This window comes from Arthrobacter sp. TMS2-4, from assembly GCF_054511075.1.
In genome coordinates this window covers 43,412-69,306 of the sequence record NZ_JBTNDI010000004.1, presented here as the reverse complement: position 1 = coordinate 69,306, position 25,895 = coordinate 43,412, and the positions used below count along the sequence as shown (strand labels likewise).

Annotated in this window: 26 protein-coding genes and 4 tRNA genes; 15 read left to right on the top strand and 15 right to left on the bottom strand. The window is 70.9% G+C overall.

From position 1 onward, the window contains the following. Positions 1-23 precede the first annotated feature (23 nt). The 8 genes from ACX80F_RS07310 to ACX80F_RS07275 form a co-directional block, all read right to left on the bottom strand. Positions 24-905, bottom strand: coding sequence for a shikimate dehydrogenase (locus tag ACX80F_RS07310; RefSeq protein ID WP_459335723.1), 882 nt, complete (start codon positions 903-905; stop codon positions 24-26). After that, positions 906-2,159 carry an endolytic transglycosylase MltG gene (gene mltG / locus ACX80F_RS07305; protein ID WP_459335722.1) on the bottom strand — a complete coding sequence of 418 codons (1,254 nt, stop codon included), beginning with the start codon at positions 2,157-2,159 and terminating at the stop codon, positions 906-908. It lies immediately after the preceding gene. Further along, positions 2,156-2,758 carry a Holliday junction resolvase RuvX gene (gene ruvX / locus ACX80F_RS07300; RefSeq protein ID WP_459335721.1) on the bottom strand — a complete coding sequence of 201 codons (603 nt, stop codon included), beginning with the start codon at positions 2,756-2,758 and terminating at the stop codon, positions 2,156-2,158. The genes mltG and ruvX overlap by 4 nt, the downstream gene beginning before the upstream one ends. A gap of 8 nt (positions 2,759-2,766) precedes the next feature. Beyond that, positions 2,767-5,445: an alanine--tRNA ligase gene (alaS, locus tag ACX80F_RS07295; protein ID WP_459335720.1), complete on the bottom strand. Its 2,679-nt coding sequence runs from the start codon at positions 5,443-5,445 to the stop codon at positions 2,767-2,769. A gap of 92 nt (positions 5,446-5,537) precedes the next feature. Beyond that, a complete protein-coding gene (locus ACX80F_RS07290; protein ID WP_459335719.1) occupies positions 5,538-5,816 on the bottom strand; it encodes a hypothetical protein in 279 nt (92 codons plus the stop codon). 25 nt (positions 5,817-5,841) lie between these two features. Further along, positions 5,842-6,216, bottom strand: coding sequence for a DUF948 domain-containing protein (locus tag ACX80F_RS07285; RefSeq protein ID WP_459335718.1), 375 nt, complete (start codon positions 6,214-6,216; stop codon positions 5,842-5,844). Positions 6,217-6,376: 160 nt separating this feature from the next. Next, a complete protein-coding gene (gene rpsD, locus ACX80F_RS07280; RefSeq protein ID WP_434994135.1) occupies positions 6,377-7,003 on the bottom strand; it encodes a 30S ribosomal protein S4 in 627 nt (208 codons plus the stop codon). Between the two features lie 301 nt (positions 7,004-7,304). Next, positions 7,305-8,777 carry a replication-associated recombination protein A gene (locus ACX80F_RS07275; protein WP_459335717.1) on the bottom strand — a complete coding sequence of 491 codons (1,473 nt, stop codon included), beginning with the start codon at positions 8,775-8,777 and terminating at the stop codon, positions 7,305-7,307. A gap of 98 nt (positions 8,778-8,875) precedes the next feature. On the opposite strand from ACX80F_RS07275, the gene ACX80F_RS07270 reads away from it, so the two are divergent. Next, positions 8,876-9,547, top strand: coding sequence for an acVLRF1 family peptidyl-tRNA hydrolase (locus ACX80F_RS07270; protein ID WP_459335716.1), 672 nt, complete (start codon positions 8,876-8,878; stop codon positions 9,545-9,547). An 8-nt stretch (positions 9,548-9,555) separates the two neighbouring features. Here the strand turns inward: ACX80F_RS07270 and rpe are convergent, their stop codons facing one another. From rpe to ACX80F_RS07245, 5 genes are all read right to left on the bottom strand, one after another. Continuing rightward, positions 9,556-10,218: a ribulose-phosphate 3-epimerase gene (gene rpe, locus ACX80F_RS07265; protein ID WP_459335715.1), complete on the bottom strand. Its 663-nt coding sequence runs from the start codon at positions 10,216-10,218 to the stop codon at positions 9,556-9,558. 31 nt (positions 10,219-10,249) lie between these two features. After that, complete coding sequence (locus tag ACX80F_RS07260; protein WP_459335714.1) at positions 10,250-11,845, bottom strand: RsmB/NOP family class I SAM-dependent RNA methyltransferase; 1,596 nt, start codon at positions 11,843-11,845, stop codon at positions 10,250-10,252. Further along, positions 11,842-12,786: a methionyl-tRNA formyltransferase gene (gene fmt / locus ACX80F_RS07255; RefSeq protein WP_459335713.1), complete on the bottom strand. Its 945-nt coding sequence runs from the start codon at positions 12,784-12,786 to the stop codon at positions 11,842-11,844. Before fmt ends, ACX80F_RS07260 begins: the two co-directional genes overlap by 4 nt. After that, the gene (gene def, locus ACX80F_RS07250) at positions 12,783-13,391 is read right to left on the bottom strand and encodes a peptide deformylase (RefSeq protein WP_459335712.1); all 609 of its coding nucleotides are present in this window, start codon (positions 13,389-13,391) and stop codon (positions 12,783-12,785) included. The genes fmt and def overlap by 4 nt, the downstream gene beginning before the upstream one ends. A 145-nt stretch (positions 13,392-13,536) precedes the next feature. Further along, positions 13,537-14,424 carry a cytochrome gene (locus tag ACX80F_RS07245; RefSeq protein ID WP_459335711.1) on the bottom strand — a complete coding sequence of 296 codons (888 nt, stop codon included), beginning with the start codon at positions 14,422-14,424 and terminating at the stop codon, positions 13,537-13,539. Between the two features lie 138 nt (positions 14,425-14,562). On the opposite strand from ACX80F_RS07245, the gene ACX80F_RS07240 reads away from it, so the two are divergent. The 5 genes from ACX80F_RS07240 (at position 14,563) to ACX80F_RS07220 (ending at position 15,377) form a co-directional block, all read left to right on the top strand. Beyond that, positions 14,563-14,636, top strand: a tRNA-Gly gene (locus ACX80F_RS07240). 52 nt (positions 14,637-14,688) lie between these two features. Then, positions 14,689-14,759: transfer RNA gene (locus tag ACX80F_RS07235), tRNA-Cys, on the top strand. A gap of 27 nt (positions 14,760-14,786) precedes the next feature. Next, a tRNA-Val gene (locus ACX80F_RS07230) sits at positions 14,787-14,861 on the top strand. A 26-nt stretch (positions 14,862-14,887) separates the two neighbouring features. Continuing rightward, a tRNA-Gly gene (locus tag ACX80F_RS07225) sits at positions 14,888-14,961 on the top strand. 164 nt (positions 14,962-15,125) lie between these two features. Next, positions 15,126-15,377 (top strand): antitoxin, encoded by a 252-nt coding sequence (locus tag ACX80F_RS07220; protein WP_459335710.1) that lies wholly within the window; start codon positions 15,126-15,128, stop codon positions 15,375-15,377. An 86-nt stretch (positions 15,378-15,463) separates the two neighbouring features. Here ACX80F_RS07220 and zapE read toward each other — a convergent pair whose 3' ends face one another. Continuing rightward, a complete protein-coding gene (gene zapE, locus ACX80F_RS07215; RefSeq protein WP_459335709.1) occupies positions 15,464-16,495 on the bottom strand; it encodes a cell division protein ZapE in 1,032 nt (343 codons plus the stop codon). Positions 16,496-16,751: 256 nt separating this feature from the next. On the opposite strand from zapE, the gene ACX80F_RS07210 reads away from it, so the two are divergent. Both ACX80F_RS07210 and ACX80F_RS07205 read left to right on the top strand, forming a co-directional pair. After that, a complete protein-coding gene (locus ACX80F_RS07210) occupies positions 16,752-17,669 on the top strand; it encodes a sulfurtransferase (protein WP_459335708.1) in 918 nt (305 codons plus the stop codon). After that, complete coding sequence (locus ACX80F_RS07205) at positions 17,666-18,106, top strand: SufE family protein (RefSeq protein WP_459335707.1); 441 nt, start codon at positions 17,666-17,668, stop codon at positions 18,104-18,106. The genes ACX80F_RS07210 and ACX80F_RS07205 overlap by 4 nt, the downstream gene beginning before the upstream one ends. Here ACX80F_RS07205 and ACX80F_RS07200 read toward each other — a convergent pair. Next, positions 18,090-19,358, bottom strand: coding sequence for an alpha/beta hydrolase family protein (locus tag ACX80F_RS07200; protein ID WP_459335706.1), 1,269 nt, complete (start codon positions 19,356-19,358; stop codon positions 18,090-18,092). The genes ACX80F_RS07205 and ACX80F_RS07200 overlap by 17 nt on opposite strands. Positions 19,359-19,463: 105 nt before the next feature. On the opposite strand from ACX80F_RS07200, the gene ACX80F_RS07195 reads away from it, so the two are divergent. The 7 genes from ACX80F_RS07195 to ACX80F_RS07165 all read left to right on the top strand — a co-directional run bounded on the left by ACX80F_RS07195 (position 19,464) and on the right by ACX80F_RS07165 (position 25,814). Continuing rightward, positions 19,464-19,952, top strand: a complete 489-nt coding sequence (locus ACX80F_RS07195; RefSeq protein ID WP_459335705.1) for a hypothetical protein — start codon at positions 19,464-19,466, stop codon at positions 19,950-19,952. Positions 19,953-19,966: 14 nt separating this feature from the next. Continuing rightward, positions 19,967-20,392: a peptide-methionine (R)-S-oxide reductase MsrB gene (msrB, locus tag ACX80F_RS07190; protein WP_459335704.1), complete on the top strand. Its 426-nt coding sequence runs from the start codon at positions 19,967-19,969 to the stop codon at positions 20,390-20,392. 212 nt (positions 20,393-20,604) lie between these two features. After that, on the top strand, positions 20,605-21,969 hold the full coding sequence (locus tag ACX80F_RS07185) for a DUF6421 family protein (protein ID WP_459335703.1): 1,365 nt from the start codon (positions 20,605-20,607) through the stop codon (positions 21,967-21,969). Continuing rightward, the gene (locus ACX80F_RS07180) at positions 21,966-22,673 is read left to right on the top strand and encodes an SDR family NAD(P)-dependent oxidoreductase (RefSeq protein WP_459335702.1); all 708 of its coding nucleotides are present in this window, start codon (positions 21,966-21,968) and stop codon (positions 22,671-22,673) included. Before ACX80F_RS07185 ends, ACX80F_RS07180 begins: the two co-directional genes overlap by 4 nt. A 7-nt stretch (positions 22,674-22,680) precedes the next feature. Next, positions 22,681-23,760 (top strand): threonine aldolase family protein, encoded by a 1,080-nt coding sequence (locus ACX80F_RS07175; protein WP_459335701.1) that lies wholly within the window; start codon positions 22,681-22,683, stop codon positions 23,758-23,760. A 62-nt stretch (positions 23,761-23,822) separates the two neighbouring features. Beyond that, entirely contained in the window at positions 23,823-24,449 is a 627-nt protein-coding gene (locus tag ACX80F_RS07170) for a DUF3000 domain-containing protein (protein WP_459335909.1), read from the top strand. Positions 24,450-24,506: 57 nt separating this feature from the next. Continuing rightward, complete coding sequence (locus ACX80F_RS07165; protein ID WP_459335700.1) at positions 24,507-25,814, top strand: HRDC domain-containing protein; 1,308 nt, start codon at positions 24,507-24,509, stop codon at positions 25,812-25,814. Positions 25,815-25,895 lie beyond the last annotated feature (81 nt).

The following is a 25,895-nucleotide window of genomic DNA, read 5'->3' as shown; positions in this document are numbered from 1 at the left end:
ACTGCCATGCGGCGTGTCCCACCTCAGTGCCGGGAGACCCCCGCTGCGTCACACATCGCCCGCAGGACGGCGGCGCGGTCCTCACCGACGCCGGGGAAAAACAGCGCCACCTGCTCGACGGCCTGGTGGATCAGCATGTCGAGGCCGGGCACGATGCGCCCGCCGGCCTGCTGCCAGGCCGCGGCGAGCCGACTCGGCCAGGGGTCGTAGGCGACATCGAGCAGCGTCCCGTCCGTGCGGAACGGTGCGTGTGCCGTGAGCTCGCGGGCGAGAGGGTCGGCGGCCCGTGGCGGAAGGGTCGAGATGACGACGTCGGACGCGCGCACCACCTCGGCCGCCTGCGCCCACGGCACGATGGCGATCCCGAGGCCGAGGGCGGCACCGATGCGCTGCAGGTCCGCCGCGGCGTCCGGGCGGCGCACCAGGACGGATACCGCGTCGCCTCCGAGCTGCGCGAGGCCTGCCACGGCGGCCGCGGCGGTGCCGCCACCGCCCAGCACGACGGCACGTCGGGGCGTCCCCGCGCCGGCCGCCGCGAGGGCATGGGCCACCCCGGCGACGTCGGTGTTGTGGCCCGTGAGCGTGGGATGCGGGCCGTCGCCGACGACGACGGTGTTGATGACACCGAGCACCGTCGCCGGCGCCGTCGTGCTGTCGACCAGCCGTGCGACGGCGCCCTTGAGGGGCATCGTCACGGACAGCCCGCGCCACGCCCCGCCGCCGCGTACGTCGTCGATGAACGCGCCGATGTGCGCCTCATCGACGTCGACCGCCGTGTAGGAGCAGTCGATGCCGAGCGCCCGGTACGCCGCGGTGTGCAGCAGGGGCGATTTCGAGTGCGAGATCGGAGAACCGATCACGGCCGCCCGGAGCCGCCGGGCGTCGGCGGTCCCCGCCGGAACCACCTACTGGCACCGTCCGGGATTGTCGGCACACCATGCGTCGTACTCGGCGACGTAGCCCAGGTGCTCGGCGTACGTCTCGGAGAACTTGGTCTCCCCCGTGTCGAGGTCCACCGTCACCCAGAAGTAGAACGGGACGTCCGCCGGGTTGACGGTCGCGTCGATCGCCTCGTCGCTCGGGGAGCCGATCGGCCCCTTGGGGAGCCCCGGGTTGGCGTACGTGTTGTACGGGTTGGAGGTGTCCTTCTTCTGCTCCTCCGTCAACTGGTAGGTGCGGGTCCCGAGCCCGTAGGTCACCGTCGCATCCGACTGGATCAGTCCGTTGGTCTCGGTGTTCCCCGGCTTCAGCCTGTTGTAGATGGACCCGGCGACCGTGGCGTAGTCGCCTTCCTGCGCTTCGGCCTGGACGATGCTCGCGACCGTCAGGATGTCGTACTGCTCGTCCGGGTCGGTCACGCCGTCCTCGACGAGCCGGTCGGTGGTCGCCGTGATCATCTCGGTGACGATCTCGGTCGCGGTGGCCTCGACGTCGAACCGGTACTCCCCCGGGTGCAGGTAGCCCTCGAGGGAGAGTGCCTGCGCGGGGAGTCCGAACTGTCCCGGGTCCTCGGCGAGGGCGTCGAACTCGGCCCGCGGGATACCCGTGGACTCGCTCAGGATGTCGAAGACCTCGCCCTGCCGCAGGTCGCGGGCGACGGCGGCGTAGGAGACCATCGTCGGGTCCTCACCGAGGAGCGCCTCGGCGGCTGCCGCGGAGGACATCTGCTGGCGCATCTCGTACTCGCCGGGCTGGACCTCCCGCCCGTCCGCGATGGCGCCGAGCGCCTCGACGAACGTCCCGGAGTCCGCGACGATGTCCGCGGTCTCGAGACCGGTCCCGATCGCCAGCGCGCCGGCCCCTTCGGGGACCGTGAACACGGTTTCCTCACCACCGGGGCCCGCGTAGTCCTTGACCTCGTTCAGGCCGAGGAAGTCACGCAGCATGAGAGCGGCCCCGTACACGGTACCGGCGAACAGGGCGAGCACGACGAGCATGATGACGGTCCGGCGGACGCGACGGCGGCGCTTGGCCTTCGAGGGCGGGCGCTTGCCGTTGGCGCGCGGGACGTCCTGTGCCACGAAGAACTCCTCGACGGGCTCCGGATGTGCGTGCCCGTCCTCGGGGAACTCGTCGTAGTAGCCCTCGTCGGCCTGGTCTGCTGGGTGGTCCGCCGCGTCGTCCGCGGCGCCCTGTGGGGCGGAATGGCGGTCGCTCACGACTCGGATGTCCTCCTGCTGGGCGTACTGTCTCTGATGAGGGGCTCCTCGGTAGGGGTCGGCAACGGGTCCTGAGCACCTGCTGCCGCGACGGGAACCGGATCCCCCACATCCTGTCCGCGCGAACGTTGCATGTCGATGGCATGCTGGAGTATTTCAACGGCAGCCACCTGATCCACCACCTTACGGTGATCACGGCTGCCGATACCAGCGGCGTGCAGGGAACGGTGCGCCGACACCGTGCTCAGCCTCTCGTCCACGAGGCGTACCGGCGCCGGATGGGACTGCCGGGCCAGCTCCTCCACGAGCAGCCCGGCGTACTCCCGTGCCATCTCCGCGGACGCCCCCTCGCGGCCGCTCAGGTTCCTGGGGAGCCCCACGATGATCTGCACGGCGCCGCGTTCGACCGCTTCCCGGACGAGGATCCGGATGTCGTTGTTCTTCCGCGCATCCCGCTTCAGCGTGCGGATGGGCGTCGCGATCAGGCCCTCGCGGTCGCACCCGGCCATGCCCACGCGCACCTTCCCGACGTCGACGCCGAGTTTCGGACCGAAGGGGTAGGACGTACCGGACGCCGCTCCCCCACCGTTCTCCTCCACGGGCGCCGTCAGCGCTCCGCGACCGCGGTACGGATCGCAGACAGCGCGTCCGGGATGCGCGTGACGTCGGCTCCGCCGCCCTGTGCGACGTCGTCCTTGCCGCCTCCGCCGCCGCCCAGGATCTTCGCGGCGGTGCGCACCAGCGCACCGGCCTTGACCCCGGCGGCCCGCGCCGCCTCGTTGGTGGCGACGAGGACGAGCGGGCGGTTCTGGGCGACGCCGGTCACGGCGACCACGGCGGGTTCGGATCCGAGGCGGCCGCGCAGGTCCAGCACGAGGGTCCGCAGTTCGTCGGCGCCGCCGATCCCGCCGGCGTCGTGGGCGACCAGGCGCACGCCGTCGACGTCCACTGCGGTGTCGACGAGCGACCCCGCGGTCAGGGCGAGCTGTTCCTTGCGGAGCCGATCCAGTTCCTTCTCCGCGGCCTTGAGCTTCTCGAGGGTCGCCGAGAGGCGTTCGGGCAGCTGCGCGGAGGGCACCTTCATCATGTCGGAGAGCTCGGTGACGAGTGCGCGCTCGGCGGCGAGGTGACGGAACGCATCGAGCCCCACGAGGGCCTCGATGCGCCGGTTGCCCGAGCCGACGGACTGCTCGCCGAGCAGCGTCAGGCTGCCGATGAGCGACGTCGAGGGCACGTGCGTGCCGCCGCACAGCTCGCGGGAGAACTCGGCGTTCATCTCGACGACGCGCACCGTGTCGCCGTACGCCTCTCCGAACAGCGCGGTGGCGCCGAGCGCCTTCGCGTCCGCGAGGGACATGATCTTGGTCTCGACCTCGTAGTTGTTGCGGATGGCGATGTTGGAGACCTCCTCGATCTCCGACCGGGCCCCGGCACTGATGCCCTCGCCCCAGGCGAAGTCGAAGCGCAGGTAGCCGGCCTTGTTGAACGAGCCGCGCTGCAGCGCCTCGGGGCCGAGGATCTCGTGGAGGGCCGCGTGGACGATGTGCGTGCCGGAGTGCGCCTGCTCTCCCGCGTGCCGCCGCTGGCGGTCGACGGCGGCCGTCACGACCGCGCCCGGGAACACCTCACCCTCGCGCACTACTGCGCGGTGGACGCTCAGGCCCTTGATGGGGCGCTGGACGTCGAGCACCTCGACCACGAATCCGTTGCCCGTGATGAGTCCGACGTCGGCGGCCTGTCCGCCGGCCTCGGCGTAGAACGGGGTCTGGTCGAGGACGAGCTCTATCTCGCTGCCCTGCAGGGCGCTCGGAACGGACTGGCCGCGGTCGAGGACCGCGACGATCGTGGCCTCGGACGTCAGCTCGTCGTAGCCCGTGAAGACGGTCTGACCGCGGCCCAGCAGTTCGGTGAAGACGGAGAGGTCGGCGTGGCCGGCCTTCTTGCCGCGGGCGTCGGCCTGGGCGCGCTCGCGCTGCTCGAGCATGAGCGAGCGGAACCCCTCGGCGTCGACGGCGAGGCCGGCCTCCCCGGCCATCTCGAGGGTCAGGTCGATGGGGAAGCCGAAGGTGTCGTGGAGCGTGAAGGCGTCCTGGCCCGACAGGGGGCGCTGCTCGGACAGGGATTCCCGGACGGCTTCCTCGAGGCGCGCGGTACCGGACGCGATGGTGCGCAGGAACGCCTTCTCCTCGGCGTAGGCGATCCGGCTGATCCGTGCGAAGTCCGACTCGACCTCCGGGTAGACCTCCTTCATGGCGTCGCGGGACGCGGGCAGCAGCTCGGGGAGGCAGGCCTTCTCGACGCCGAGGAGCCGCATGGCGCGGACAGCACGGCGGATCAGGCGGCGGAGCACGTAACCCCGGCCCTCGTTGGAGGGGGTGACGCCGTCGGCGATGAGCAGCAGCGAGGAGCGGATGTGGTCGGCGACCACGCGCAGGCGGACGTCGTCGGTGTGGTGCGGGTCCTCGGGGGATTCGGAACTCGTGTACGTCTTCCCGCTGATCGCCGCGGCCCGGTCCAGAACGGGACGCACCTGGTCCGTCTCGTACATGTTCTCGACGCCCTGCAGGATCATCGCGAGGCGCTCGAGCCCGAGGCCCGTGTCGATGTTCTTCTTGGGCAGCTCGCCCAGGATCTCGAAGTCGTCCTTGCCGGTGCCCTCACCACGCTGGTACTGCATGAAGACGAGGTTCCAGATCTCCACGTACCGGTCGTCGTCGGCCTCGGGGCCGCCGTCGACCCCGTACGCGGGTCCGCGGTCGTAGAAGATCTCCGAGCAGGGACCGGCCGGTCCAGGCTGGCCCGTGGACCAGTAGTTGTCCTTCTTGCCCATCTTCTGGATCCGCCCGGCGGGCACGCCGACGACGTCGCGCCAGATCTCGAGCGCCTCGTCGTCCTCGTGGTACACCGTGATCCACAGCCGGTCCGCCGGCAGGCCGAACCCGCCGTCGGCGACGTCGCTGGTCAGCAGTTCCCACGCCATGCGGATGGCGTCGGTCTTGAAGTAGTCACCGAAGGAGAAGTTGCCGCACATCTGGAAGAAGGTCCCGTGCCGTGCGGTCTTGCCGACCTCCTCGATGTCGCCGGTGCGGATGCACTTCTGGACACTCGTCGCGCGGCTGTAGGGGGCCGTCTCGCGGGCGGTCAGGTACGGGATGAACGGCACCATCCCGGCGACCGTGAAGAGCAGGGACGGGTCCGAGGAGACCAGCGACGCCGAGGGCACGACCGTGTGCCCGTTCTTCTCGAAGTAGCTCAGCCAGCGGCCGGCGATCTCGTGGGACTTCATGTGGGGGCAGATCCTTCGGTGGGTGGTCCGGACAGCAGGGGCCGGACGGGGAGGTGGGCGGCCGGGACGGCCGGCGCCGGCGGTGCTCGGTCCTAGCGGAGGGAGCGGCGCGTGGCCGGGGCGACATCCACGGCGGCGTCCTTGTCGGCGGCGGTGGGGGCCGCCACGCCGAGGGCCGAGCGGAGGTCGTCCTCACGCTCGGTCATGGCCGAGCGCAGGGCGTCGGCGAAATCCGTGATGCTGTCACTGATCTGCCCGACCGCGCGGTTGATGCCTTCGGGTCCGAGGTTCGCCTTGGCCTGGGTCACCTTGCGCACGGCGACCACACCGATCGTGATGCCGGCGGCCAGCCAGAATGCTCGTCTGATCATCGTTCTCTCCGGTTCGTCGTGGGGGTTAGCGGCTGCGGCGGCGGCGTGCGGGCGAGGTCCGGCCGGCGAGGGCCGATCGGACGCCGTAGGAGAACGCCGAGACCTTGATGAGTGGAGAGCCGATGGTCGCGGCGATCAGCGAGGACAGCGCCGAGATGTTCGCCGAGGCGTCGGAGACGTTGGATGTGATGCCGTCGACCGTCCGCAGCTGCCGGTGCGTGGTGCTCACGGTGCTCGTGACCTCCTCGAGCAGCGGCGTCGTCTCGTCGGTGACGGTGCGGATGGCCTTGCGCAGCTCGTCGAACACACGGCCGAGCTTCCAGATCGGAACGGCCAGCAGCAGGACCAGGACGGCGAACACGCCCGCCGCTATCAGGCCTGCAATATCTCCACCTGACATGGGCGGTCTCCTTTACGCATGGGTGCACGCCGGGAGGGGCGGGCGGGGGAATTTCGTGCTCTTAGTACCTTACAGAACGAAGAGCCCGCGGCGGGTGCCGCGGGCTCTTCGACCACACTTGTCGTTCAGTGCCGCGGGTGGGACCCGCGGCCGTGGACGCCTAGCGTGCGTAGTACTCGACGACGAGCTGCTCTTCGCAGGTCACGGGGACCTCGGAGCGCTTCGGGCGACGCACGAGGCGCGCCTGGAGCTTGTCGAGCTGGACGTCCAGGTAGCCGGGGACGGCGGGGAGGACGTCGCGGTGCGCACCGGCGGCGGCAACCTGCAGCGGGACCATGGTCTCGCTGCGGCTGTGCACGTGGATGAGCTGGCCCTCCGACACGCGGTACGACGGGCGATCGACGCGGGCGCCGTCGACCATGATGTGGCGGTGGACGATGAGCTGGCGCGCCTGGGCGCTCGTCCGGGCGAACCCGGCACGGAGCACGAGAGCGTCGAGACGCATCTCGAGCAGTTCGATCAGGTTCTCACCGGTCAGGCCGGCGGTCCGACGCGCTTCCTCGAACACGCGGGCCATCTGCGCCTCGCGGATGTTGTACTGGGCGCGCAGGCGCTGCTTTTCGCGCAGGCGGACGGCGTAGTCGCTGTCCTGCTTGCGACGCGCGCGGCCGTGCTGGCCCGGCGCGTACGGCCGACGCTCGAGGTACTTCTCTGCCTTGGGAGTCAGGGCGATGCCGAGGGCACGCGAAATGCGAACCTTCCGGCGGGCACGTGTGTTGTTAGCCACGTCTACCTTTCGATGTTTTTGCGGCGAAGAAGCGGACCTGCGCCACGGGGGCGTCCGCACTTCCGGTGTCGCTGGCCTCCACTTGCGGAGAGCCGGGATTGGCCGCTTCCCGGTACTACAGTCCGCCGCGACCCTGGCCATCCACCGCACGCACCAACAGGAACCTGTTGCACGGTACGGGGAGGGCTGGTACACGACGACTTGCCAGTCAGCGTTCAATGCTAGCAGCGCGGGGGCGGTGGGCCGAATTCCGACGCGAGGGGCGCCGCCGGGCCGGAGACCGGCACCGGCGGCGTAGGCGTCACCTGCCGCGGATGATCCGCCGGAGCCGTGCCAGGCGGGAGGCAATGTCGCGTTCCGCGCCCCGGTCCGTCGGCTCGTAGTAGTTGCGGCCCACCAGGTCATCGGGTGCGTACTGCTGCATCGCGATCCCGTGCGGCTCGTCGTGGGAGTAGACGTAGCCCCTCCCGTGGCCGAGCTGGGAGGCGCCCGGGTAGTGCGCGTCCCGCAGGTGCGCCGGGATGCCCTGGCCGCGGCCCGCCCGGACATCGGCGATGGCGGCGTTGATGCCGTTGTAGGCCGCGTTCGACTTCGGCGCGGTGGCGATGTGCACGACCGCCTCGGCGAGGATGATCCGGGCCTCGGGCATGCCGACGAGCTGCACCGCCTGCGCTGCGGCGACCGCCGTCTGCAGGGCGGTCGGGTCAGCCATCCCCACGTCCTCCGACGCCGAGATCATCAGCCGCCGCGCGATGAACCGCGGGTCCTCACCGGCCTCGAGCATCTTCGCCACGTAGTGCAGGGCGGCGTCGACGTCCGATCCGCGCAGGGACTTGATGAACGCGCTCGCGACGTCGTAGTGCTGGTCGCCGGCGCGGTCGTAACGCAGGGCTGCGACATCGACGGCCTTCTCCGCGTGCTGCAGCGTGACCAGCACGGGCAGGACCTCCTGCCCCTCCTGATCGTCGTCGTCGGCCGTCGCGTCCTCGGGTGCGCGGGGCTGCCCGTGATCGACGGACGGGTCGCGCGCCTCGGACTGCGCGACGCCGGCGGCCGCTTCCAGCGCGGTCAGCCCGCGCCGTGCGTCCCCTGCGGCAAGGCGCACCAGATGCTCGAGAGCCTCCTCGGACAGTTCGGCCGTCCCGGCCAGACCGCGGTCGTCGTCGACGGCCCGCTGGAGCAGCCCCCGGATGTCGGCCTCGTCGAGCGGCCGCAGTGTCTGCAGCAGCGACCGGGAGAGCAGGGGCGATACGACGGAGAAGGACGGATTCTCCGTGGTGGCCGCGATGAGGACCACCCAGCCGTTCTCCACCCCGGGCAGCAGGGCGTCCTGCTGGGCCTTGTTGAACCGGTGGATCTCGTCGAGGAACAGGACCGTCGTCTGCCGGTACAGGTCCCGAGAGGTCAGGGCGTCGTCCATGACGCGGCGCACGTCCTTGACGCCGGCGGTGATGGCGGACAGCTCGACGAACTTCCGGCCCTGGCCGCGCGCGATCACGTGGGCGAGCGTCGTCTTGCCCGTCCCGGGCGGACCCCAGAGGATCACCGACGACGGCGCCGCGTGGGCGCCGGGATCGTGCTCCCCCGCGAGAGTGCGCAGCGGCGATCCCCGACCCAGCAGGTGCTGCTGGCCGACGACCTCGTCGAGGCTGCGGGGCCGCATCCGCACGGCGAGCGGGCTCCGGGGCCGCAGGACCGCCGAGCCACGGGCGCCACCGGCGGGTACGTCGTCCGACTCGGCGTCGTCGGCCGCGGCGCTGAATAGATCATTCACGGCACCAACGTTACTGTGGGCCACTGACCGCCCCGGCACCCGCCGGGACTCCCCCGCAGGACGACGGCCGGACCGCGCCCGCCGACGAGAGGACCCCGATGCCCGACACCAGGTCCGTCCTCGTCGAGACCGGGCGCCTCGAGGGGTGGCTGACGCGCTTCCAGGCCCGCAACGGCCCCTTCGATGCGCAACCGGCGCCCGGGCGCGCGGACGGCTCGGTCCTCGTGTCCGCGGCGAACGGCTGCACCGCGGTGCTGTCCCCACCGCTGCCGCAGGGCAGCCTTCCGCGCCCTCCGGCGGCGGCGTCGGGCCTCGTCGCGGACCTGCTCTCCGCGGTGGATCCGACCCTCCCGGTGGGGATCCTGCTCATCCGGCGGGGAGGCTACTCCGTGGGGGTCGCCAGGGACGGCCGCATCGCCTCGTCGAAGACGGGCACGCGCTACGTCCAGGGGCGGACCGCCGCAGGCGGCTGGTCGCAGCAGCGGTTCGCGCGGCGGCGGGCCAACCAGGCGGATGCCCTGGTGGAGGAGACCGCAGTTCGCGCTGCGGCCCTGTTCGGCGTCCACACCCCCTCGTGCCTGCAGCTCGGCGGCGACAGGGCGCTGGCGACGAGCGTCCTCGGAGAACCCGTCCTGTCACGCTTCGCGCAGCTCCCGCAGGTCCCGTTCCTCACGGTGCCGGACCCCCGGTTCGCCGTCCTCAAGGAGGCTGCCCGCACGGCCCTGTCCATCCGCATCACGGTGACCGATCCTCCCGCCGAGACCCGATAAGCGGCGCCTCAGCCCTCCCGGGCTGCTGCCGCCCGGAGGGCGGTGATCGCGGTCGCGGGATCGTCCGCCCCGTAGACCGAGGAACCGGCCACGAACACCGTCGCCCCGGCGTCGGCGGCGCGCAGGATCGTCTCCTCGGTGATGCCTCCGTCCACCTGGATGGCGAGCGGCCGGTCCGCACCCCGGACGGCCTCGGCGGCGCGGCGGATCTTCGGCAGGGTGAGGTCGAGGAAGGACTGCCCGCCGAATCCTGGCTCCACCGTCATCACGAGCAGCATGTCAAGCTCGCCCAGCATGTCCAGGTAGGGCTCCACGGGGGTGGCGGGCCGCAGCGCCATGCCGGCCTTGGCGCCGGCATCCCGCAGCTCCCGGGCCAGCTTGATCGGGGCCGCCGCGGCCTCGGCGTGGAACGTCACCGACGCGGCACCGGCCTCCGCGTAGGCGCGCGCCCAGCGATCGGCGTCCTCGATCATGAGGTGCACGTCGAGCGGCAGCGGGCTGACCTGCTGGATCCGCCGGACGATCGGCAGCCCGAGCGTGAGGTTCGGCACGAAGTGGTTGTCCATGACGTCCACGTGCACCGCGTCGGCCGACGCGATGCGCTGCAGTTCGGTCTCCAGGTTCACGAAGTCCGCCGAGAGGATGCTCGGGTTGATGCGAAGGTGTGTCACTGCCGTTCCTTTCCTTGCCGCCCCGAGGTCCTCAGGGCGTCTTCCGGATCAGCGCGAGGTACATCGCGTCCGTGCCGTGCACGTGGGGCCAGAGCTGCGCGCTCGTCCCGTGCCCGGCGTCGAGCGCTCCCCCGATGCTCACGGCATCGAGGGCGGCTCCCGCGTCGAGGCGTTCGAAGCCGGGACGCTTGCGCAGGCAGTCGTCGACGACGGCGTCCGTCTCGGCGTGGTGCGGCGAGCAGGTCACGTAGGCCACCACGCCACCGGGGGCGACGGCGTCGAGCGCGGAGGCGAGGAGCTCACGCTGCAGCGGCGCGAGGCCCACGAGGTCGGAGGGCTTCCGGCGCCAGCGCGATTCCGGACGGCGGCGCAGGGCGCCGAGCCCCGTGCAGGGCGCATCGACGAGCACGCGGTCGTAGCTCTCCGGCTGCTCCCGCCCGACGTCGCGCCCGTCCCCGACCCGCACGGTCCAGGAGTCCTCCGGCACGGGCCGCAGCGCCTGCCTCACCAGCTGGGCCCGGTGCGGGACCGGCTCGACCGCCGTCAGGTGCACGCCGTCGTCGAGCCCGATCGCCGCCAGGAGGGCCGTCTTGCCGCCGGGACCGGCGCACAGGTCCAGCCACCGTTCGGGCCCGTTCGTCCGGCGTCCGTCGAGGTCCACGGCTGCAAGGGCCCGCGCCACGAGCTGCGAGCCGGAGTCCTGGACGCGGAGGGTGCCGGTCGCGATCCCTGCCAGCCTGCTGATGTCGCCGCCCGCGTAGTAGGCCGATCCCGGTGCGAGCCGGCCCGGCTCGGCGCCTTCCTCGAGGGCGTCGTCGAGCGTACCGAGCCCCGGCAGGGCGACGAGATGGACCATCGGTGCGGCGTTGTCGGCCGCCAGCAGGGCATCGATCTCCGTGACGTCCCGGCCGTGGGCGACGAGCGCCTGGCGCATCGCGCGGACGATCCACTCGGGATGGCTGTGGGTCAGGGCTGCGATGGCGGTCGCATCCGCCAGGTCCCGGACGAGCTCGGCGATCCAGCCGTCGAGGTCGTGTGCGGTGACCTTGCGGAGCACGGCGTTCACCAGCGACGAGGGCCCGGCGCCGATGACGGCGCGGACGAGGCCCACGGTCTGGTCCAGCGCCGCATGGGCGGGGACGCGCATGGCGAGAAGCTGGTGTACGCCGAGCCTCAGGGCGTCCAGGACGGCGGGGTCGAGCTGGTCCAGCGGACGATCGACGCAGCGGGCGAGGACGGCGTCGTAGGTGCCCTGTCCGCGCAGGGCGCCATAGGTGAGTTCCGTCGCGAAGCCCGCGTCACGTCGGTCGAGGCGGTGCTTGCGGATGCTGGTCGGCAGGACGAGGTTCGCGTAGGCGTCCTCGCCGGCGACGGCGCGCAGCACCTCGAACGCGACGAGGCGCGCGGGGTCGGCGCGGCGTGTGCGCTGCGACGGCGCGGCCTGGGAGAACTGGCGGTCGCCGCCGCGGTTCCGTTCCCTGCCCTGCTCGTCGCGGCGCCGGGTGCCGCCGCCCTGACCGGCATTCCGGCCACCTCCTCCGGCCCTGCCGGCGCCGCTGGCTGCGGCGCCCGGCCTGCGCTCACCGCGCCCGCCCGATTCCCTGTTCGTTCCTCCGGTCGTACTCACTCGAACACCAGCTCTCCGCGCGTCGCCGCGCCACGCGCCCAGTCGAGGGCGTTCATCATCTTCTTACCGGCCGGCTGCAGGTTCCCGAGGACCAGCGCGTCCGTTCCTGTACCGACCAGGACCTGCCGCCCCACGACGTCGATCCTGCCGGGCGGGACGGTGCGCTGTCCCTCGCCGTGGCGCCCGTCGTCGCCGCCGATCGGGGTGACGGGTCCGAGCTTCACGCGCTGCCCGTCGAGCGTGCTCCATGCCCCGGGCTCGGGGGTCACCGCGTTGATGCGCCGGCGGACGGCGACGGCCGGCTGGGACCAGTCGATCCGCGCGTCGTCGATGGTGAGCTTCGGGGCGAGGCTCGCGTCACCCGTCTGCGGCGTCGCCGCCACCCGGCCCGCCTCCAGGCCGGAGAGGGTCTGCACGAGCAGGACCGCCCCGCTGTGCGACAGGCGCTCGAGGACCTCGCCGCTCGTGGCAGCGGGGTCCAACGTCTCCGTCATCACGCCGAAGACCGGTCCGGTGTCGAGCCCCTCCTCGAGGAGGAAGGTGGTCGCGCCCGTGACGTCGTCCCCGGCGAGCACCGCGTGCTGCACGGGGGCCGCGCCCCGCCACGCCGGGAGGACCGAGAAATGCAGGTTGATCCAGCCGTTCCGGGGAACGACCAGTCCCGCCGTCGGGACGATGCCGCCGTACGCCACGATCGCCGCGGCGTCGAGCCCGAGGGTGCCCAGGTGGGCGATCAGGTCGGGGGTGAAGCGGTTCGCCCTGAGGACGGGCAGTCCGAGTTCCTCGGCGGCGGCGGCGACCGGACTCGGTGTCAGGACCTTCCGGCGTCCCACAGGTGCATCCACCCGGGTGAGGACGGCGGCGATGTCGAACCCTGCGTCCACGAGCGCCCGCAGCGAGGGGACGGCGACCCCGGGGGTGCCCGCGAAGAGGATCCTCATCGGACGGTCCGGCCTGCCGCGCCGGTGCGTCCCCCGGCGGCCGGAGTCGCGGGGCGGGCGAAGCTCGATCCGAGGGAGCGTGCGCGCTCCTCCGCCGTGCGGGAGGTGACGCGGTTGTAGTCGGCGCTCCGGATGGCCCTCAAGGCATTCTTCCGGTCCTCGCCCGCGAGCCGGTCGATGTAGAGGGTCCCGCGGAGATGGTCCGTCTCGTGCTGGAAGGCGCGCGCCAGCATGCCCGTGCCCTCGACGGCGATGTTTTGTCCGGACACGTCCTGGCCGGTGACGCGCGCCCAGTCCGACCGGTCCACGAAGCTCCCGAGGCCCGGCACGGAGAGGCAGCCCTCGACGTCGGACTCGCCCTGGGATGCGCCACCGATCTCCAGCACCGGGTTCACCACGTGTCCCTGGGCGCCGTCCACCCTGTAGGTGAAGACCTGCAGTCCGATGCCGACCTGGGGTGCGGCGAGTCCTGCCCCATGCACGTCGATCATCGTCTCGGTCATGTCCTCGACCAGGCGGGCGAGTTCGGGGCCGAACTCGGTGACCTCCGCGGCAGGGGTGCGGAGGATCGGATCGCCGATCATGCGGATACTCAGGACGGCCATCGGTGCTCTGTTCCTCGCTTCGGGTACTTCGGGTACTTCGGGTACTTCGGATGCTTCGGTCGCATCAGCGATGCCCCACGGTGGGCGTGCTGCGCCCGGGTCGGTCACCGGCGCCGTGGTCCGGGCGCGCTGGTTCCCGTCAATCCTAGTGCCGCGGCGCCGCGGGGAGCGCGGGCTCGGCGGGGACCGACCGGCCGGGCGGCGGACCGAGCGGCAGCAGGGCCCGGCCCGCCTCCTCGGCGTCGAGCCCTGCTTCCCACGCCCGCCGGAGCGCGCAGAACCGCAGCCAGTGGTTCTTCAGCACCGACGGGTTGGCCCGCATGGCCCGCACCTCGGTCTGCCCCACGGCCACTCCGAGCAGCAGCGGCTGGTCCCCGTGCGCCCACGGCCGCCACTCGCCCTTCACCGGATCGACGAGGGACTCCTCCGCCTTCATCCCCGCCACGAGCTGCATCACCACTTTGTCGTCCAGTGCCTTCACGAAGCCGTCGCGGTCGGTGTTCTTGGTCTTGTAGTCGATCAGGCACGTCCTGCCACCGATCGTGGCGACGAGATCCAGGGTGCCCGCATAGCCGAGCTCGCTGTTCCAGACCGTCAGCTCGGGTTCCACGGGACGGACGTCGTAGAGGTCCCACCACTCGTCGAAGCGCTGGGCGAAGCCCCCCTCACCCTGCTCCTCGAGGGCGAGGCGTGCGGCGTCGAGCTCGTCGGGCCGTCCGAGGGCGCGCAGCGCCACCTGTTCGCAGTAGTGGTGCACACGCGTACCGCGCAGGGCCGCCTCGTCACGGTAGCGTTCGGCGGCCGAGGAGGCGTCGCGGACGGCCATGCGCAGCTCGGACGGATTGCCCAGGGCTCCCGGCAGGCGGGCGTCCCGCGACAGGGCGCTGGCTGCCATGTGGCCGTACCAGCCACCGAGGGACGTGGGGAGCTGCGAGATGACGGTGGTGATGGACGGGACGGCGGGCTGCTCCGACGTGGAGCGGGCGTACATCCGGCCGTGCGGCGTTGCGTGGGCGAGGAGCGGGGCGGTCATGACTCCAGTCTCTCAGGTGGCTCCGACACCGATTGGACGAACCCCCGAACGTCCTATAGAGTTTTCTCTCGTTGGAAAACGAAGAAACACCGTCAAATGCACGGCATCGAGCGGGAGTTTCAGGCTTTTCTTTCTCTTGCGGACGTAGCTCAGCTGGCTAGAGCACCACCTTGCCAAGGTGGATGTCGCGGGTTCGAATCCCGTCGTCCGCTCGCAAGTCACTGTATGGCCGGATCCGTCCGGTGGTCGGAGCAATCCGATCATGGTGGGGTGGCCGAGAGGCGAGGCAGCGGCCTGCAAAGCCGTATACGCGGGTTCGAATCCCGTCCCCACCTCGTTACAGAACGAGCATCCATGAGAATGGGCGATTGGCGCAGCGGTAGCGCGCTTCCCTGACACGGAAGAGGTCACTGGTTCGATCCCAGTATCGCCCACCACGGCGCCCCCTCGGGGGCGCTTTTTTGCGGACGTAGCTCAGCTGGCTAGAGCACCACCTTGCCAAGGTGGATGTCGCGGGTTCGAATCCCGTCGTCCGCTCTCAGGCCGGTTGTCGGCCATGGCCCGGTCCTGGCGAGGACCGGGCCTTTTTTGTGCTCCGCCGTCGGCGAACCGCCCCCGTCCCCTCGGAACTCCGTCCGGTCCTGACCTATGCTGGATCCAGCAGAGACGGCCTGCGTCTCCACGACCGAAAGGAGGTGTCCGTGGGTTTATTGAACGGGCTCAAGGGCAAGGCCGGCACCCTCGCGGGCAAGGCGACCGAACTCATTGGCGGCAATTCCGACACGGTGAAGAACGGCATCGGGAAGGCTGGCGACTTCGTCGACAGCAGGACCCATGGCAAGTACTCACGTCACATCAACGGAGCGCAGCTGAAGGCTTCGGAGATGGTCGACAAGATCGACAGGAAGGACGGCAAGGGCGACGTCGGCCCTACCTCCCCGCCGGCCGTGTAGCACCCAGCCTGGCAATAAGGAAGCGCCGGTCCCGCCGAGAGGCGGTACCGGCGCTTCCTGCGTAGGGCCCGGAGGTCCGACGACGGCTAGGACGTGACGTCGCTGCCCTGCCGGGCGAGGGCCGTCAGGCGGGAGACCGCCCGGTAGTACTTCTTCATGTACCCGCCGTGCATCATCTCCTCGGTGAAAAGGTGATCGAACGTCGTGCCGCTCGCCATGATGGGCACGTCGCGGTCGTACAACCGGTCCGCGAGGACCACGAAGCGCAGCGCGACGGCCTGTTCCGTGATCGTCTCCACGTTGTGCCAGGCCACGGCGTCGATCCCGTCGAGCATCTGGCGGTACCGGCTGGGATGCACGTCCGAGAGGTGCCGGAGGAGATCCCCGAACTCGTCCTCGGCAAGGACCCCGCCCGCGTAGGACGCGACCCTCTCACGCAGCCCGGCGTCGTCCATCGCGTCGGGGGCCTGCGGCAGGCCGCGGTGGCGGAAGTCCTCGCCGTCGATCCGTGCCACCTCGAACTGGTCCGCCAGCACCTGGATCTCCCGCTGGAAGTCCTGGGCCGCGAACCGCCCGTCCCCCAGGGACCCCGGCAGGGTGTTGGAGGTCGCCGCGAGCTTGACCCCGGCGTCCGCGAGTTCGCGCATGAGGCGTGACATCAGGACGGTGTCGCCGGGATCGTCGAGTTCGAACTCGTCGATGCAGACGAGGCTGTAGCCGCTCAGCGCGTCGACGGTCTTGCGGAAGCTGAGCGCGCCCACCAGGTTCGTGTATTCGACGAACGTCCCGAAGGCCTTCTGCCCGGTGGAGGCATGCCACAGGGAGGCCAGGAGGTGGGTCTTGCCCACGCCGAAACCGCCGTCGAGGTAGATCCCGGCGCGCGTCTCGGGTTTCGCCCCGCCGAAGAACCTGCGCAGACCCGACTGCTTCGGCTCGTCGACCGAGGCCGCGAAATCGCGGAGCTTCGAGACCGCAGCCGACTGCGACGGCTGCTGCGGGTCCGGACGGTAGCTGTCGAAGGACACCTCGCCGAAGCGGGGGGACGGGTAGAAGCCGCCCAGCAACTCATCGACGGAGACTCTGGGGCTGCGCTCGGTCAGGTGTTCGATGACTGGCACGGATACGGCCCGCTTTCTCTTCTCCGGCTGATGGTGGTGGCGGCGGGCCCGCGGGCTGCCGTTCCGCTACGCAAGACTACGGCACCCCCGTCCGCGCGGTGCTCCCCCGGGGCCCGCGACCACGGCCCTTGACGCGCGGCGGATCCCCGGAAGCAATCCTCCGGCCGCGTCGTTAGGCTAGGTGGAACCACGACCGCCCGTCCGCAGGACGCGCGCGCTCGTGTCCGGACAGCCCCCAGCAACGCGAAAGGCCGCAATGACCCTGGCTCCAGATCCGCAGGACAAGTTCGCCGAGTACGCCCACCCCGAGCGGCTCGTCTCGACCGACTGGCTCGCCGCGAACCTCGGCGCCGAGGGCCTCGTCGTCGTCGAGTCGGACGAGGACGTCCTGCTGTACGAGACGGGCCACGTCCCGGGTGCGGTGAAGATCGACTGGCACACGGAACTCAACGACGAGGTGACGCGGGACTACGTCGACGGTGAGGGCTTCGCGCGCCTGATGGCGTCCAAGGGCATCTCGCGCGGGTCCACCGTGGTCATCTACGGCGACAAGAGCAACTGGTGGGCCGCCTACGCGCTCTGGGTCTTCACGCTCTTCGGCCACGACGACGTCCGGCTGCTCGACGGCGGGCGGGACAAGTGGGTCGCTGAGGACCGGCCGCTGACCACCGACAGGCCCGGCATCACCGCCGTCGACTACCCGGTGGTCGACCGCGACGACACGACCATCCGCGCCTATCTGGGCGACGTCCTCGACCACCTGGGCAGTCCGCTGATCGACGTCCGCTCCGGCGACGAGTACACGGGTGCCCGGACCACCATGCCGGCCTACCCCGAGGAGGGCGCCCTGCGCGGCGGCCACATCCCCACCGCCCGCTCCGTCCCCTGGGCACGGGCAGCCGCGCCGGACGGCACCTTCCGCACCAGGGCCGAACTGGATGCGATCTACCGGGACGAGGCGGGGCTGCAGGACGGCGACGACGTCGTCGCCTACTGCCGGATCGGGGAGCGCTCGAGCCACACCTGGTTCGTCCTCACGCACCTGCTCGGCTTCGACCGGGTCCGCAACTACGACGGCTCGTGGACCGAGTGGGGCAACGCCGTCCGCGTGCCCATCGTCCGCGGCACCGAGCCCGGCGACCTGCCGGCCGCAGCACGAAGGACGGCACGATGAGCCAGGAGACCGTCCCCGCGCAGCTCGCGGAGATCATCGACGACTTCCAGGCCCTGTCCGAACCGGACCGGCTGCAGCTCCTCCTCGAGTTCTCCACCGGGCTCCCCGGGCTGCCCGAGCGGTACAGCGATCACCCCGAGCTGCTCGAGCAGGTCGTGGAGTGCCAGAGCCCGCTCTTCCTCACCATGGAGATCGGCGACGGGCCGGAACGGCCGGTCCACCTGTTCTTCTCGGCGCCGCGCGAGGCCCCGACGACGCGAGGGTTCGCAGGCGTCCTGCTCGAAGGGCTCGACGGCCTGCCGGCCGCGGACGTCCTCGCGGTGCCGGACGACGTGCCCGACCGCCTCGGCCTCACGCGCGCCATCACTCCCCTGCGGATGCGCGGCATGTCCGCGATGCTGGGGCGGATCAAACGGAAGATCAGGGAAGCCCAGTAACCGCCGGACCCGGCATCTTCCCGCCGGGCAGGGTCCGCCCGAAGAGGCGCCCGGCGAGCCAGCGCTCGACGACGGATTCCCAGCGCTGAGGATCGACGTTCCACTCCTTCGTGTGCCGTGCCCGATGGAATCGCTCGAGCGTGACGAACACCGGGTTCTTCGCGGCCAGTTCGGCCGAGGCGCCGATGGGCACGAACTCGTCGTCCTCGCTGTGGAGGACCAGCGTGGGCAGTGTCAGCTGCTCCGCGCGTGCGATCCAGTCCATGCTCTTGAGGTCCAGCGGAGCGGCGAGGCCGGTGATCCTGCGCGCGCGCTGGCTCGCCAGGAGATACTGTCCGAGCCGTCCCACGGGCGCGGGGATCCGGTTCAGCGCGGCGTGGTGCGCGAGCACCTCCATCCAGTTGATCACCGGTCCGTCCAGGACGAGCGCGGTGATCCGGCTGCGGTGGCGCGAGAGGTCGGCGGCCTGCAGGACGATCGCCCCGCCCATCGACCACCCGAAGAGCACGACGTCGCGGGCCCCGTGCGTCATCGCGAAGTCGATGGCGGCGTCGACGTCGTGCCACTCCGTCATGCCGAGGCCGTAGCGTCCGTCCGGCGCCGCAGGTGCCTCGCCGTCGTTCCGGTAGGAGATGACCAGGCTGGTCAGCCCGAGTCGTCGTGCCGGGGCGAGCGCCCGCAGCGCCTCGGCGCGCGTGGCACCGCGGCCGTGCACCATGATCGCCCAGGTGCTGGACGGGGCCTCGGCGCGGACCAGCCAGGCCGGAGCCGCGCCGCCCTCGACGGGGACGAGCACCTCCTCGTCCGCGAAACCGACCGCGGACGGCGAGGTGTACACGGCGCCGCTCCACCAGCCGCGTGTCGCCGAGGCCAGGTCGCCGGCGTCCACCGCGTCGACGACGCGTTCCACGGTGCCCTCGCGGGGGACGTACGACCGGATGGCTCCGATGCGGGCGTGGCCTGCGCCCCGGTCGAAGTACAGGCTGTAGGTCCCCTCCACGGTGGTGTCCTCGGTGGCGGGGAGGATGACGGTGCGGTTGTCGGCCGACCCGACGACGGCGAGGATGTCGAGGTTCTCGTCGCGGGTGCGCGCCGGGGTCACGACCTGCCGCGCGAAATACACCGCGAGGCCCGAGATCGCGCCGGCCGCCGAGGACGTCAGGGCGGCCCCCGCCCCGACCCCGAGTGCTGTCCACTTCAGCCACGGTGCGGTTCCCTGCTGCGCTGCGGCCGGTGGCGTCTTCGATGTCATGGTTCCATTTCTACCCTGCGCCGCGGAGGACCGTCGATTGCCGCGCTGGTGCGGGCACTGCGGTCCGAACGGGAGGTGCGCAGGACCGCGCAGTACAGTGGCGCCATGACGCAGACAATCCTCGTGCTGAGTGAAGAAGCACTGACCGGTCCGGACCTCCGCAACCTGCAGACGCTGCGGGGAGAGGACGAGCTGGTGGAGATCGTGGTCCTGATCCCCGAGGACGCCGGCGAGTCGGTCCTGGGAGAGTTCTTCCGCCATCTGAGCCTGCTGGAGGTCGGTGAGGCGTTCCGCACCTTCTCGTCCGACGACCGCCGCCATGACGAGGCCGCCGCCCGCGAGGCCCTCGAAGTGTCACTGCAGCTGCTTGCCGACGGGGGCTTCACCGCCCGCGGGAGAACCACGAGCGAGAACCCCGTGGACGCCATGATCGAGGAGGCGGCGGAGAACGGAGCCACGCAGGCCGTGGTCATCACGCGACCCCACGCCATGGCGGACACCTTCCACACCGACTGGGCCAGCAAGGCACAGGCCAAGCTCGGCATCGCCGTCCTGCACCTCTACTCGGGCTCGGGATTTATTGGTGACTCGTAGGCGTTGCAGGAGTCATGACCACTGAACGCGAAACGTACCGGCCGGAGATCGAGAAGTCCGACGACGAATGGCGGCAGGAGCTGACCGCCGAGGAGTACCAGGTCCTGCGGAAGGCAGGCACCGAACGCCCGTACACGGGCGAGTACTACGACGCCAAGACCGCGGGCACCTACGCGTGCCGGGCGTGCGGCGCCGACCTGTTCACGAGCAATGAGAAGTTCGATTCGCACTGCGGCTGGCCCTCCTTCTGGGCACCCCTGGCGGAGGGCACGGTGCGCTACCTGCACGACCGCTCGCTCGGTATGGAGCGCATCGAGGTGCGGTGCTCCCGCTGCGATTCCCACCTCGGCCACCTGTTCAAGGGCGAGGGCTTCGACACGCCGACCGACCAGCGCTTCTGCATCAATTCCATCTCCATGAAACTGGTTCCCGCCGAGTAGTCGCAGATGCCGCAGGGAAGGCCGTCCCCTCGGGGGCGGCCTTTACTGCGTCCGGGGCGCTGTAAAGGCCGTCTGGTTCTCCTATGGCAGGTACCCAGCCTGAGAATAAGAATCTCTGATGCATGACGCACTCACATATAAGAGTTGCTGTTCTGGTTGCTACGCTCGCGGCAGAGCACCAGCAGTCGTCCCGGCCAGAGAAAGCAGCAGCCATGACCGTCACCCCCCTCGTCCGCGCCAGCAGCACGCCGCAGCACACGCCCGCCTGGAAGGCGCTGAAGGCCGCTGCCCACGAACTGCGACTCCTGCAGGTCAAGGACGGGTCCATCCCGGACGCCGAGCACCATGCGGCCGCTGCGGACCACACGTTCCGGATCACCGCGGCCGTGCAGGAGCTCGCGCCCCTGTTCCCGCATGACGCCGACTACCTCGCCCGCACCGTCACGGCCTTCGACCAGTGGCGCACCGGTGGATTCGGCGTCCCCGACTTCCTCGAGCCGCTGCTCGCCTTCCAGCCGCAGCTGGAGCGCACGGACGGCCTCCAGCACCTCGTCGTCTTCCCGATGTACACGCAGAACGGCAGCACCAACCGGCTCGTCGAAGCCGTGCTCATCGAGGTGCTGTGGCCGGAGTTCGTCGCCGAGCTGGAGGCCGGGGAGTACTCCAACGCGCTCTTCGTCCCCATCAGGTTCCTCGACTTCACCGACGGCTACCGCACGAACTCCGCCGTACTCTTCCCCGAGACCGTCGCCGTCAGCCGGACGCCCACCTTCACGTGGGGCGCCATCTTCGCCGACAGGGAGGCCGCGCGGTTCCGCAGGGTGGTCCGCGCCGCCGCCGGAATCACACGCCTCGACCTCCCCGACGAGGCACTCGAACTGCTCGATGACCAGACGCTCGCGGAGGAGACCTTCGTGATGTGGGACCTCATCCACGACCGCACCCACATGCGCGGCGACCTGCCGTTCGATCCGTTCATGATCAAGCAGCGCATGCCGTTCTTCCTGTACTCGCTCGAGGAACTGCGCTGCGACCTGACGGCCTTCCGCGAGTCGGTGAGGATCGCCAAGGACGACGATGCCTCCCCCGAGGCCCGCCGGCACGCGCGGCTCGTGCAGTACGCCGTGATCTTCGACCGCATCTTCCGCTTCAGCATCACGGGCAGCCGCGTGCGCAACTACGACGGCCTCGGCGGCCAGTTGCTGTTCGCGTGGCTGCACCAGCACCGGGTGCTCCACTGGACGGACACCAAGCTCACCATCGACTGGGACGAGGTGGCCGACGTCGTCGTCGCCCTCGGCGAGGCGATCGAGCAGCTGTACTGGCGGTCCATCGACCGCCCCAAGATCGCGCACTGGCTCGCTGCCTACGAGCTCGTCTCGGCCACGGTCACCCCGCATCCCGCGTCCGTGTGGGCGAAGGGACCGGACGCGCTCGAGCTTCTGGGTCCGCCGCGTGCCCTCACCGACGCCGTCCTGGACGACGAGTTCCCCCTGTCCATGTTCTTCGAGGCGCTGGACCGCAAGCTGAAGCCCGTCATCGAATCGACGGCCGGCATCACGGCGGACGCCGCGTGAGCCCCGCCGCCCGGCCTCGGCTCGCCGTCGTCGCCGGAGCCACCAGCGCGTCCGGGATCGCCCTGACGCGCCGGCTCGTCGCGGACGGACTGACGGTGGTCGCCGTCGGCTCCCACGCCGGGCGCCTCGGGTCCGCCTTCCCGGAGCTCGACGGCGTGGACCGGCAGGTGTGCGACCTGACGGACGAGGCCGCGGTCCTCGCCCTCGCCGACCGCGTGCGCTCCGACCACGGCGGCACCGACGCCCTCTTCCACCTCGTGGGCGGCTGGCGCGGCGGCAAGGGCATTACCACGCAGACCAGCGAGGACCACGGCTTCCTGCACCGCTCGGTCTTCGTGACCCTCTTCAACACGAGCCGGGCGTTCTACGACCAGCTGGCCGCGCGCGGCGGGCGGCTCGCCGCCGTCTCTGCCACGGCCGTCGCCGCGCCCACCGCCGCGAACGCGTCCTACGCAGCGGTGAAGGCGTCCGTCGACGCCTGGCTGCAGGCCGTCGCCGACGGCTTCGCCCGCGACGGCACGACGGCGGCCGCGACCGCCGTCGTCGTGAAGGCCCTCGTGGACGACGCGCAACGCCGGCAGCATCCGGAGCGCGCGTTCAAGGGCTACACGCATGTCGAGGACCTGGCCGAGATCCTCGCCGGCCTGCCCGGAGCACCGGCCGCGAAGGTCAACGGGATCCGCATCGACGCGGTTCGGGGATAATGGCACGGTGACCGACACCCTGACTCCCCCGGCCTCGCCCGCCGTCCTCCACGACCGCACCCAGCGCAGCTTCGCGTCGGACAACTACTCGGGGGTGCACCCCGAGGTCCTCGCGGCCGTCGCCGCGGCCAACGAGGGGCACCAGGTCGCCTACGGCGACGACCAGTACACGGCACGGCTGCTCGAGGTGATGGAGCACCACTTCGGCGAGGGGATCTCCATCTACCCCGTCTTCAACGGCACCGGAGCGAATGTCCTCTCCCTGCAGTCGGTGCTGCCGCGATGGGGCGCCGTGATCTGCCCGCAGACCGCCCACATCAACGTGGACGAGAACGCCGCGCCCGAGCGCGTGGGCGGCATCAAGCTCCTGACCGTACCCACGCCGGACGGGAAGCTGACGCCCGAGCTGATCGACCGCGAGGCCTGGGGCTGGGGCGACCAGCACCGCGCGCAGCCCCTTGCCGTGTCCATCACCCAGACCACGGAACTCGGCACGCTCTACACGGTCGCCGAGATCAAGGCCATCGCCGACCACTGCCACGCCCGCGGGATGCGCCTGCACATGGACGGCGCCCGGCTCGCCAACGCGGCAGCGGCCCTCGGCCAGCCCCTCCGGGCCTTCACGCGTGACGCCGGCGTGGACATCCTGTCCTTCGGTGGCACCAAGAACGGCCTCATGTTCGGCGAGTGCGTCGTCGTGCTGAACCAGGAGGCGTCCACGGGCCTGGAATACCTCCGCAAGCTCAACATGCAGCTCGCGTCGAAGATGCGCTTCGTCTCCGCCCAGCTCATCGCCCTGCTGGACGGCGATCTGTGGCTCCGCTCGGCGTCCCACGCGAACGCCATGGCAGCCCGCCTGACCGAGGGGGTCCGGAACATCCCGGGCGTGACGCTGACGCAGGAGACCACCGCGAACGCGGTCTTCGCGATCCTTCCCTCCGGCGCTGCGGACCGCATCCGGGAGAGCTTCCGGTTCTACGACTGGGACCAGGCCACGGGTGAGGTGCGCTGGATGTGCTCGTTCGACACGACGGAGGACGACGTCGACGCCTTCATCGAGGCGATCCGCCGGGAAGCGTCCGCCTGACGGTCCCGGCGCGCCGCCACGGCGCGCCCGCCGGCAGGGCATAGCCTGCGGGAGTGAGTGCAATCGGTGGCGTGTCGCAGCTTCCAGCCGAATTCCTCGACGCCCTCGCGGGCCTCCGGAAGGCGGCCCGCCGCAGCGAGATCCGTCTCGAGGAGGTTCCCGCGCCCTCGCGACTGGCCCCGTTCGCCGTCGCGCTCGGCGCCGAGGTGTTCGGGGAGCCCGTCAGACCAGCCGTACCCGTCCACGGTCCGGCACGCTCCCTCGTCGTCGCCCCCGATCCGGAGGAGCTGGCGACGGGCCGCTTCATCCTCCTCCATGACCCCGCCGGCTCCGAGGTGTGGAACGGCCGCTTCCGGATCGTGACGTACATCCGCGCCCAGCTCGAGGCGGACATGGGCAACGACGCCCTCCTCGGCTCCGTCGCCTGGACCTGGCTCGCGGAGGCCCTGAGGAACCACGGGGCCCGCCATCACCACGCGGGCGGCACCGCCACGAGGATCCTGTCGGAGAGCTACGGCACGCTCGAGGACCGGGCGGACACCATCGACATCGAGTTGCGGGCCTCCTGGACACCCGACACCTCCGACGTACGGCGCCACCTCGAGGCCTGGACGGACATGGTGTGCACCTTCGCCGGCCTGCCGCCCCTGCCCGACGGCGTCGCACACCTGCCGCACCGCCTGTCCTGAGGTGGCGGGTCCGCGCCGGGCGGCCCGCGGAACGCTCCGGGATAGACTGAAAACACCATGAGTTCCCACACTTCCGAACAGACGGACCGCGCCGCAGCGTCCGATCCCGCCGACACCGGCATCCCCGAAGCACTTCCCCTCACCGAACCTCGCGACGGCGTGCCCCTGGTCATCGACACGCAGGCCGGCCTCGAGCGTGCGGCCGCGGCCCTCGCGGCCGGCACGGGACCCGCGGGCGTCGATGCGGAGCGGGCCTCCGGCTTCCGGTACGGCCAGCGCGCCTTCCTCGTGCAGATCCGCCGCGAGGGCGCCGGCACCTGGCTCATCGACCCCGAGCCCTTCGAGGACCTCCAAATCATCGACGACGCCCTCGACGGCGTCGAGTGGATCCTGCACGCCGCCAGCCAGGACCTGCCCTGCCTCTCGGAGCTCGGCATGTGGCCGGACCGGCTCTTCGACACCGAGCTCGCCGCGCGGCTGGCCGGCCTGCCGCGGGTGGGTCTCGCCGCCGTCATCGAATCACTGCTGGGACTGAGCCTGGCGAAGGAACACTCGGCCGCGGACTGGTCGAAACGGCCGCTGCCCGAGCCCTGGCTCCGCTACGCGGCGCTCGACGTCGAGGTCCTCACGGAGCTCCGCGACAAGCTGGCCGCGCTCCTCGAGGAGGACGGCAAGCTCCGGATCGCCGAGGAGGAGTTCGAACACATCCGCCGCACTCCCCCCGCCGAGCCTCGGGTCGACCCGTGGCGTCGCACCTCCGGGCTGCACCAGCTCCGCGACCGGCGGCAGCTGGCCGCCGTACGCCAGATCTGGCTGGAGCGCGAGGACCTCGCGCAGCGCCGCGACGTCGCTCCCGGCCGGCTGATCCCCGACTCCGCCATCATCGCCGCGGCCAGGGCCATGCCCACGACCGTCCCCCAACTGCTGGCGACCAAGGGGTTCCACGGCCGGGCGGCCCAGAAGGAGGCGCCCCGCTGGATCCGGTGCATCAGTGAGGCGAACAAGCTCACCGACCTCCCGCCCCTGCACGTGGCCTCGAATGCTCCTCCCCCACCGCGCGTCTGGGCGGAGAAGGACCCCGCGGCCGCGGCCCGGCTGCAGACCGCGCGGCCCCGCGTGACGCAATGTGCCGAGAAGCTGGGGATGCCGGTCGAGAACCTGCTGACTCCTGACTACCTGCGCCGCATCGCCTGGCGTCCGCCCGCGGAGATCTCCCTCGAGTCCGTCGCGGCGGCCCTCGCCGACCTCGGCGCGCGGCCGTGGCAGATCGAGCAGGTCGCCGCCATCATCACGGTCGCCTTCCTGGACCCGGACCCGCTGCCCGTCAAGGGCGGGCATGGAGACCAGGACACGGCTGCCGGCTGACGGGCAGGTCCCTGGTGGCCGCTTGCACGCTATGTTACTGGCCAGTAACATGTGTGCGGATCAACATCTCAAAGAGGAGTA

Coding starts and splice junctions, on each gene's coding strand:
- ACX80F_RS07205 (WP_459335707.1), top strand. CDS start 17,666: ATGAGCCAGGAGACCGTCCCCGCGCAGCTCGCGGAGATCATCGACGAC.
- ACX80F_RS07270 (WP_459335716.1), top strand. CDS start 8,876: ATGCCCGACACCAGGTCCGTCCTCGTCGAGACCGGGCGCCTCGAGGGG.
- def (WP_459335712.1), bottom strand. CDS start 13,391: ATGGCCGTCCTGAGTATCCGCATGATCGGCGATCCGATCCTCCGCACC.
- ACX80F_RS07210 (WP_459335708.1), top strand. CDS start 16,752: ATGACCCTGGCTCCAGATCCGCAGGACAAGTTCGCCGAGTACGCCCAC.
- alaS (WP_459335720.1), bottom strand. CDS start 5,445: ATGAAGTCCCACGAGATCGCCGGCCGCTGGCTGAGCTACTTCGAGAAG.
- ACX80F_RS07290 (WP_459335719.1), bottom strand. CDS start 5,816: ATGATCAGACGAGCATTCTGGCTGGCCGCCGGCATCACGATCGGTGTG.
- ACX80F_RS07285 (WP_459335718.1), bottom strand. CDS start 6,216: ATGTCAGGTGGAGATATTGCAGGCCTGATAGCGGCGGGCGTGTTCGCC.
- ACX80F_RS07245 (WP_459335711.1), bottom strand. CDS start 14,424: ATGACCGCCCCGCTCCTCGCCCACGCAACGCCGCACGGCCGGATGTAC.
- ACX80F_RS07195 (WP_459335705.1), top strand. CDS start 19,464: ATGACGCAGACAATCCTCGTGCTGAGTGAAGAAGCACTGACCGGTCCG.
- ACX80F_RS07165 (WP_459335700.1), top strand. CDS start 24,507: ATGAGTTCCCACACTTCCGAACAGACGGACCGCGCCGCAGCGTCCGAT.
- fmt (WP_459335713.1), bottom strand. CDS start 12,786: ATGAGGATCCTCTTCGCGGGCACCCCCGGGGTCGCCGTCCCCTCGCTG.
- ACX80F_RS07200 (WP_459335706.1), bottom strand. CDS start 19,358: ATGACATCGAAGACGCCACCGGCCGCAGCGCAGCAGGGAACCGCACCG.
- msrB (WP_459335704.1), top strand. CDS start 19,967: ATGACCACTGAACGCGAAACGTACCGGCCGGAGATCGAGAAGTCCGAC.
- ACX80F_RS07185 (WP_459335703.1), top strand. CDS start 20,605: ATGACCGTCACCCCCCTCGTCCGCGCCAGCAGCACGCCGCAGCACACG.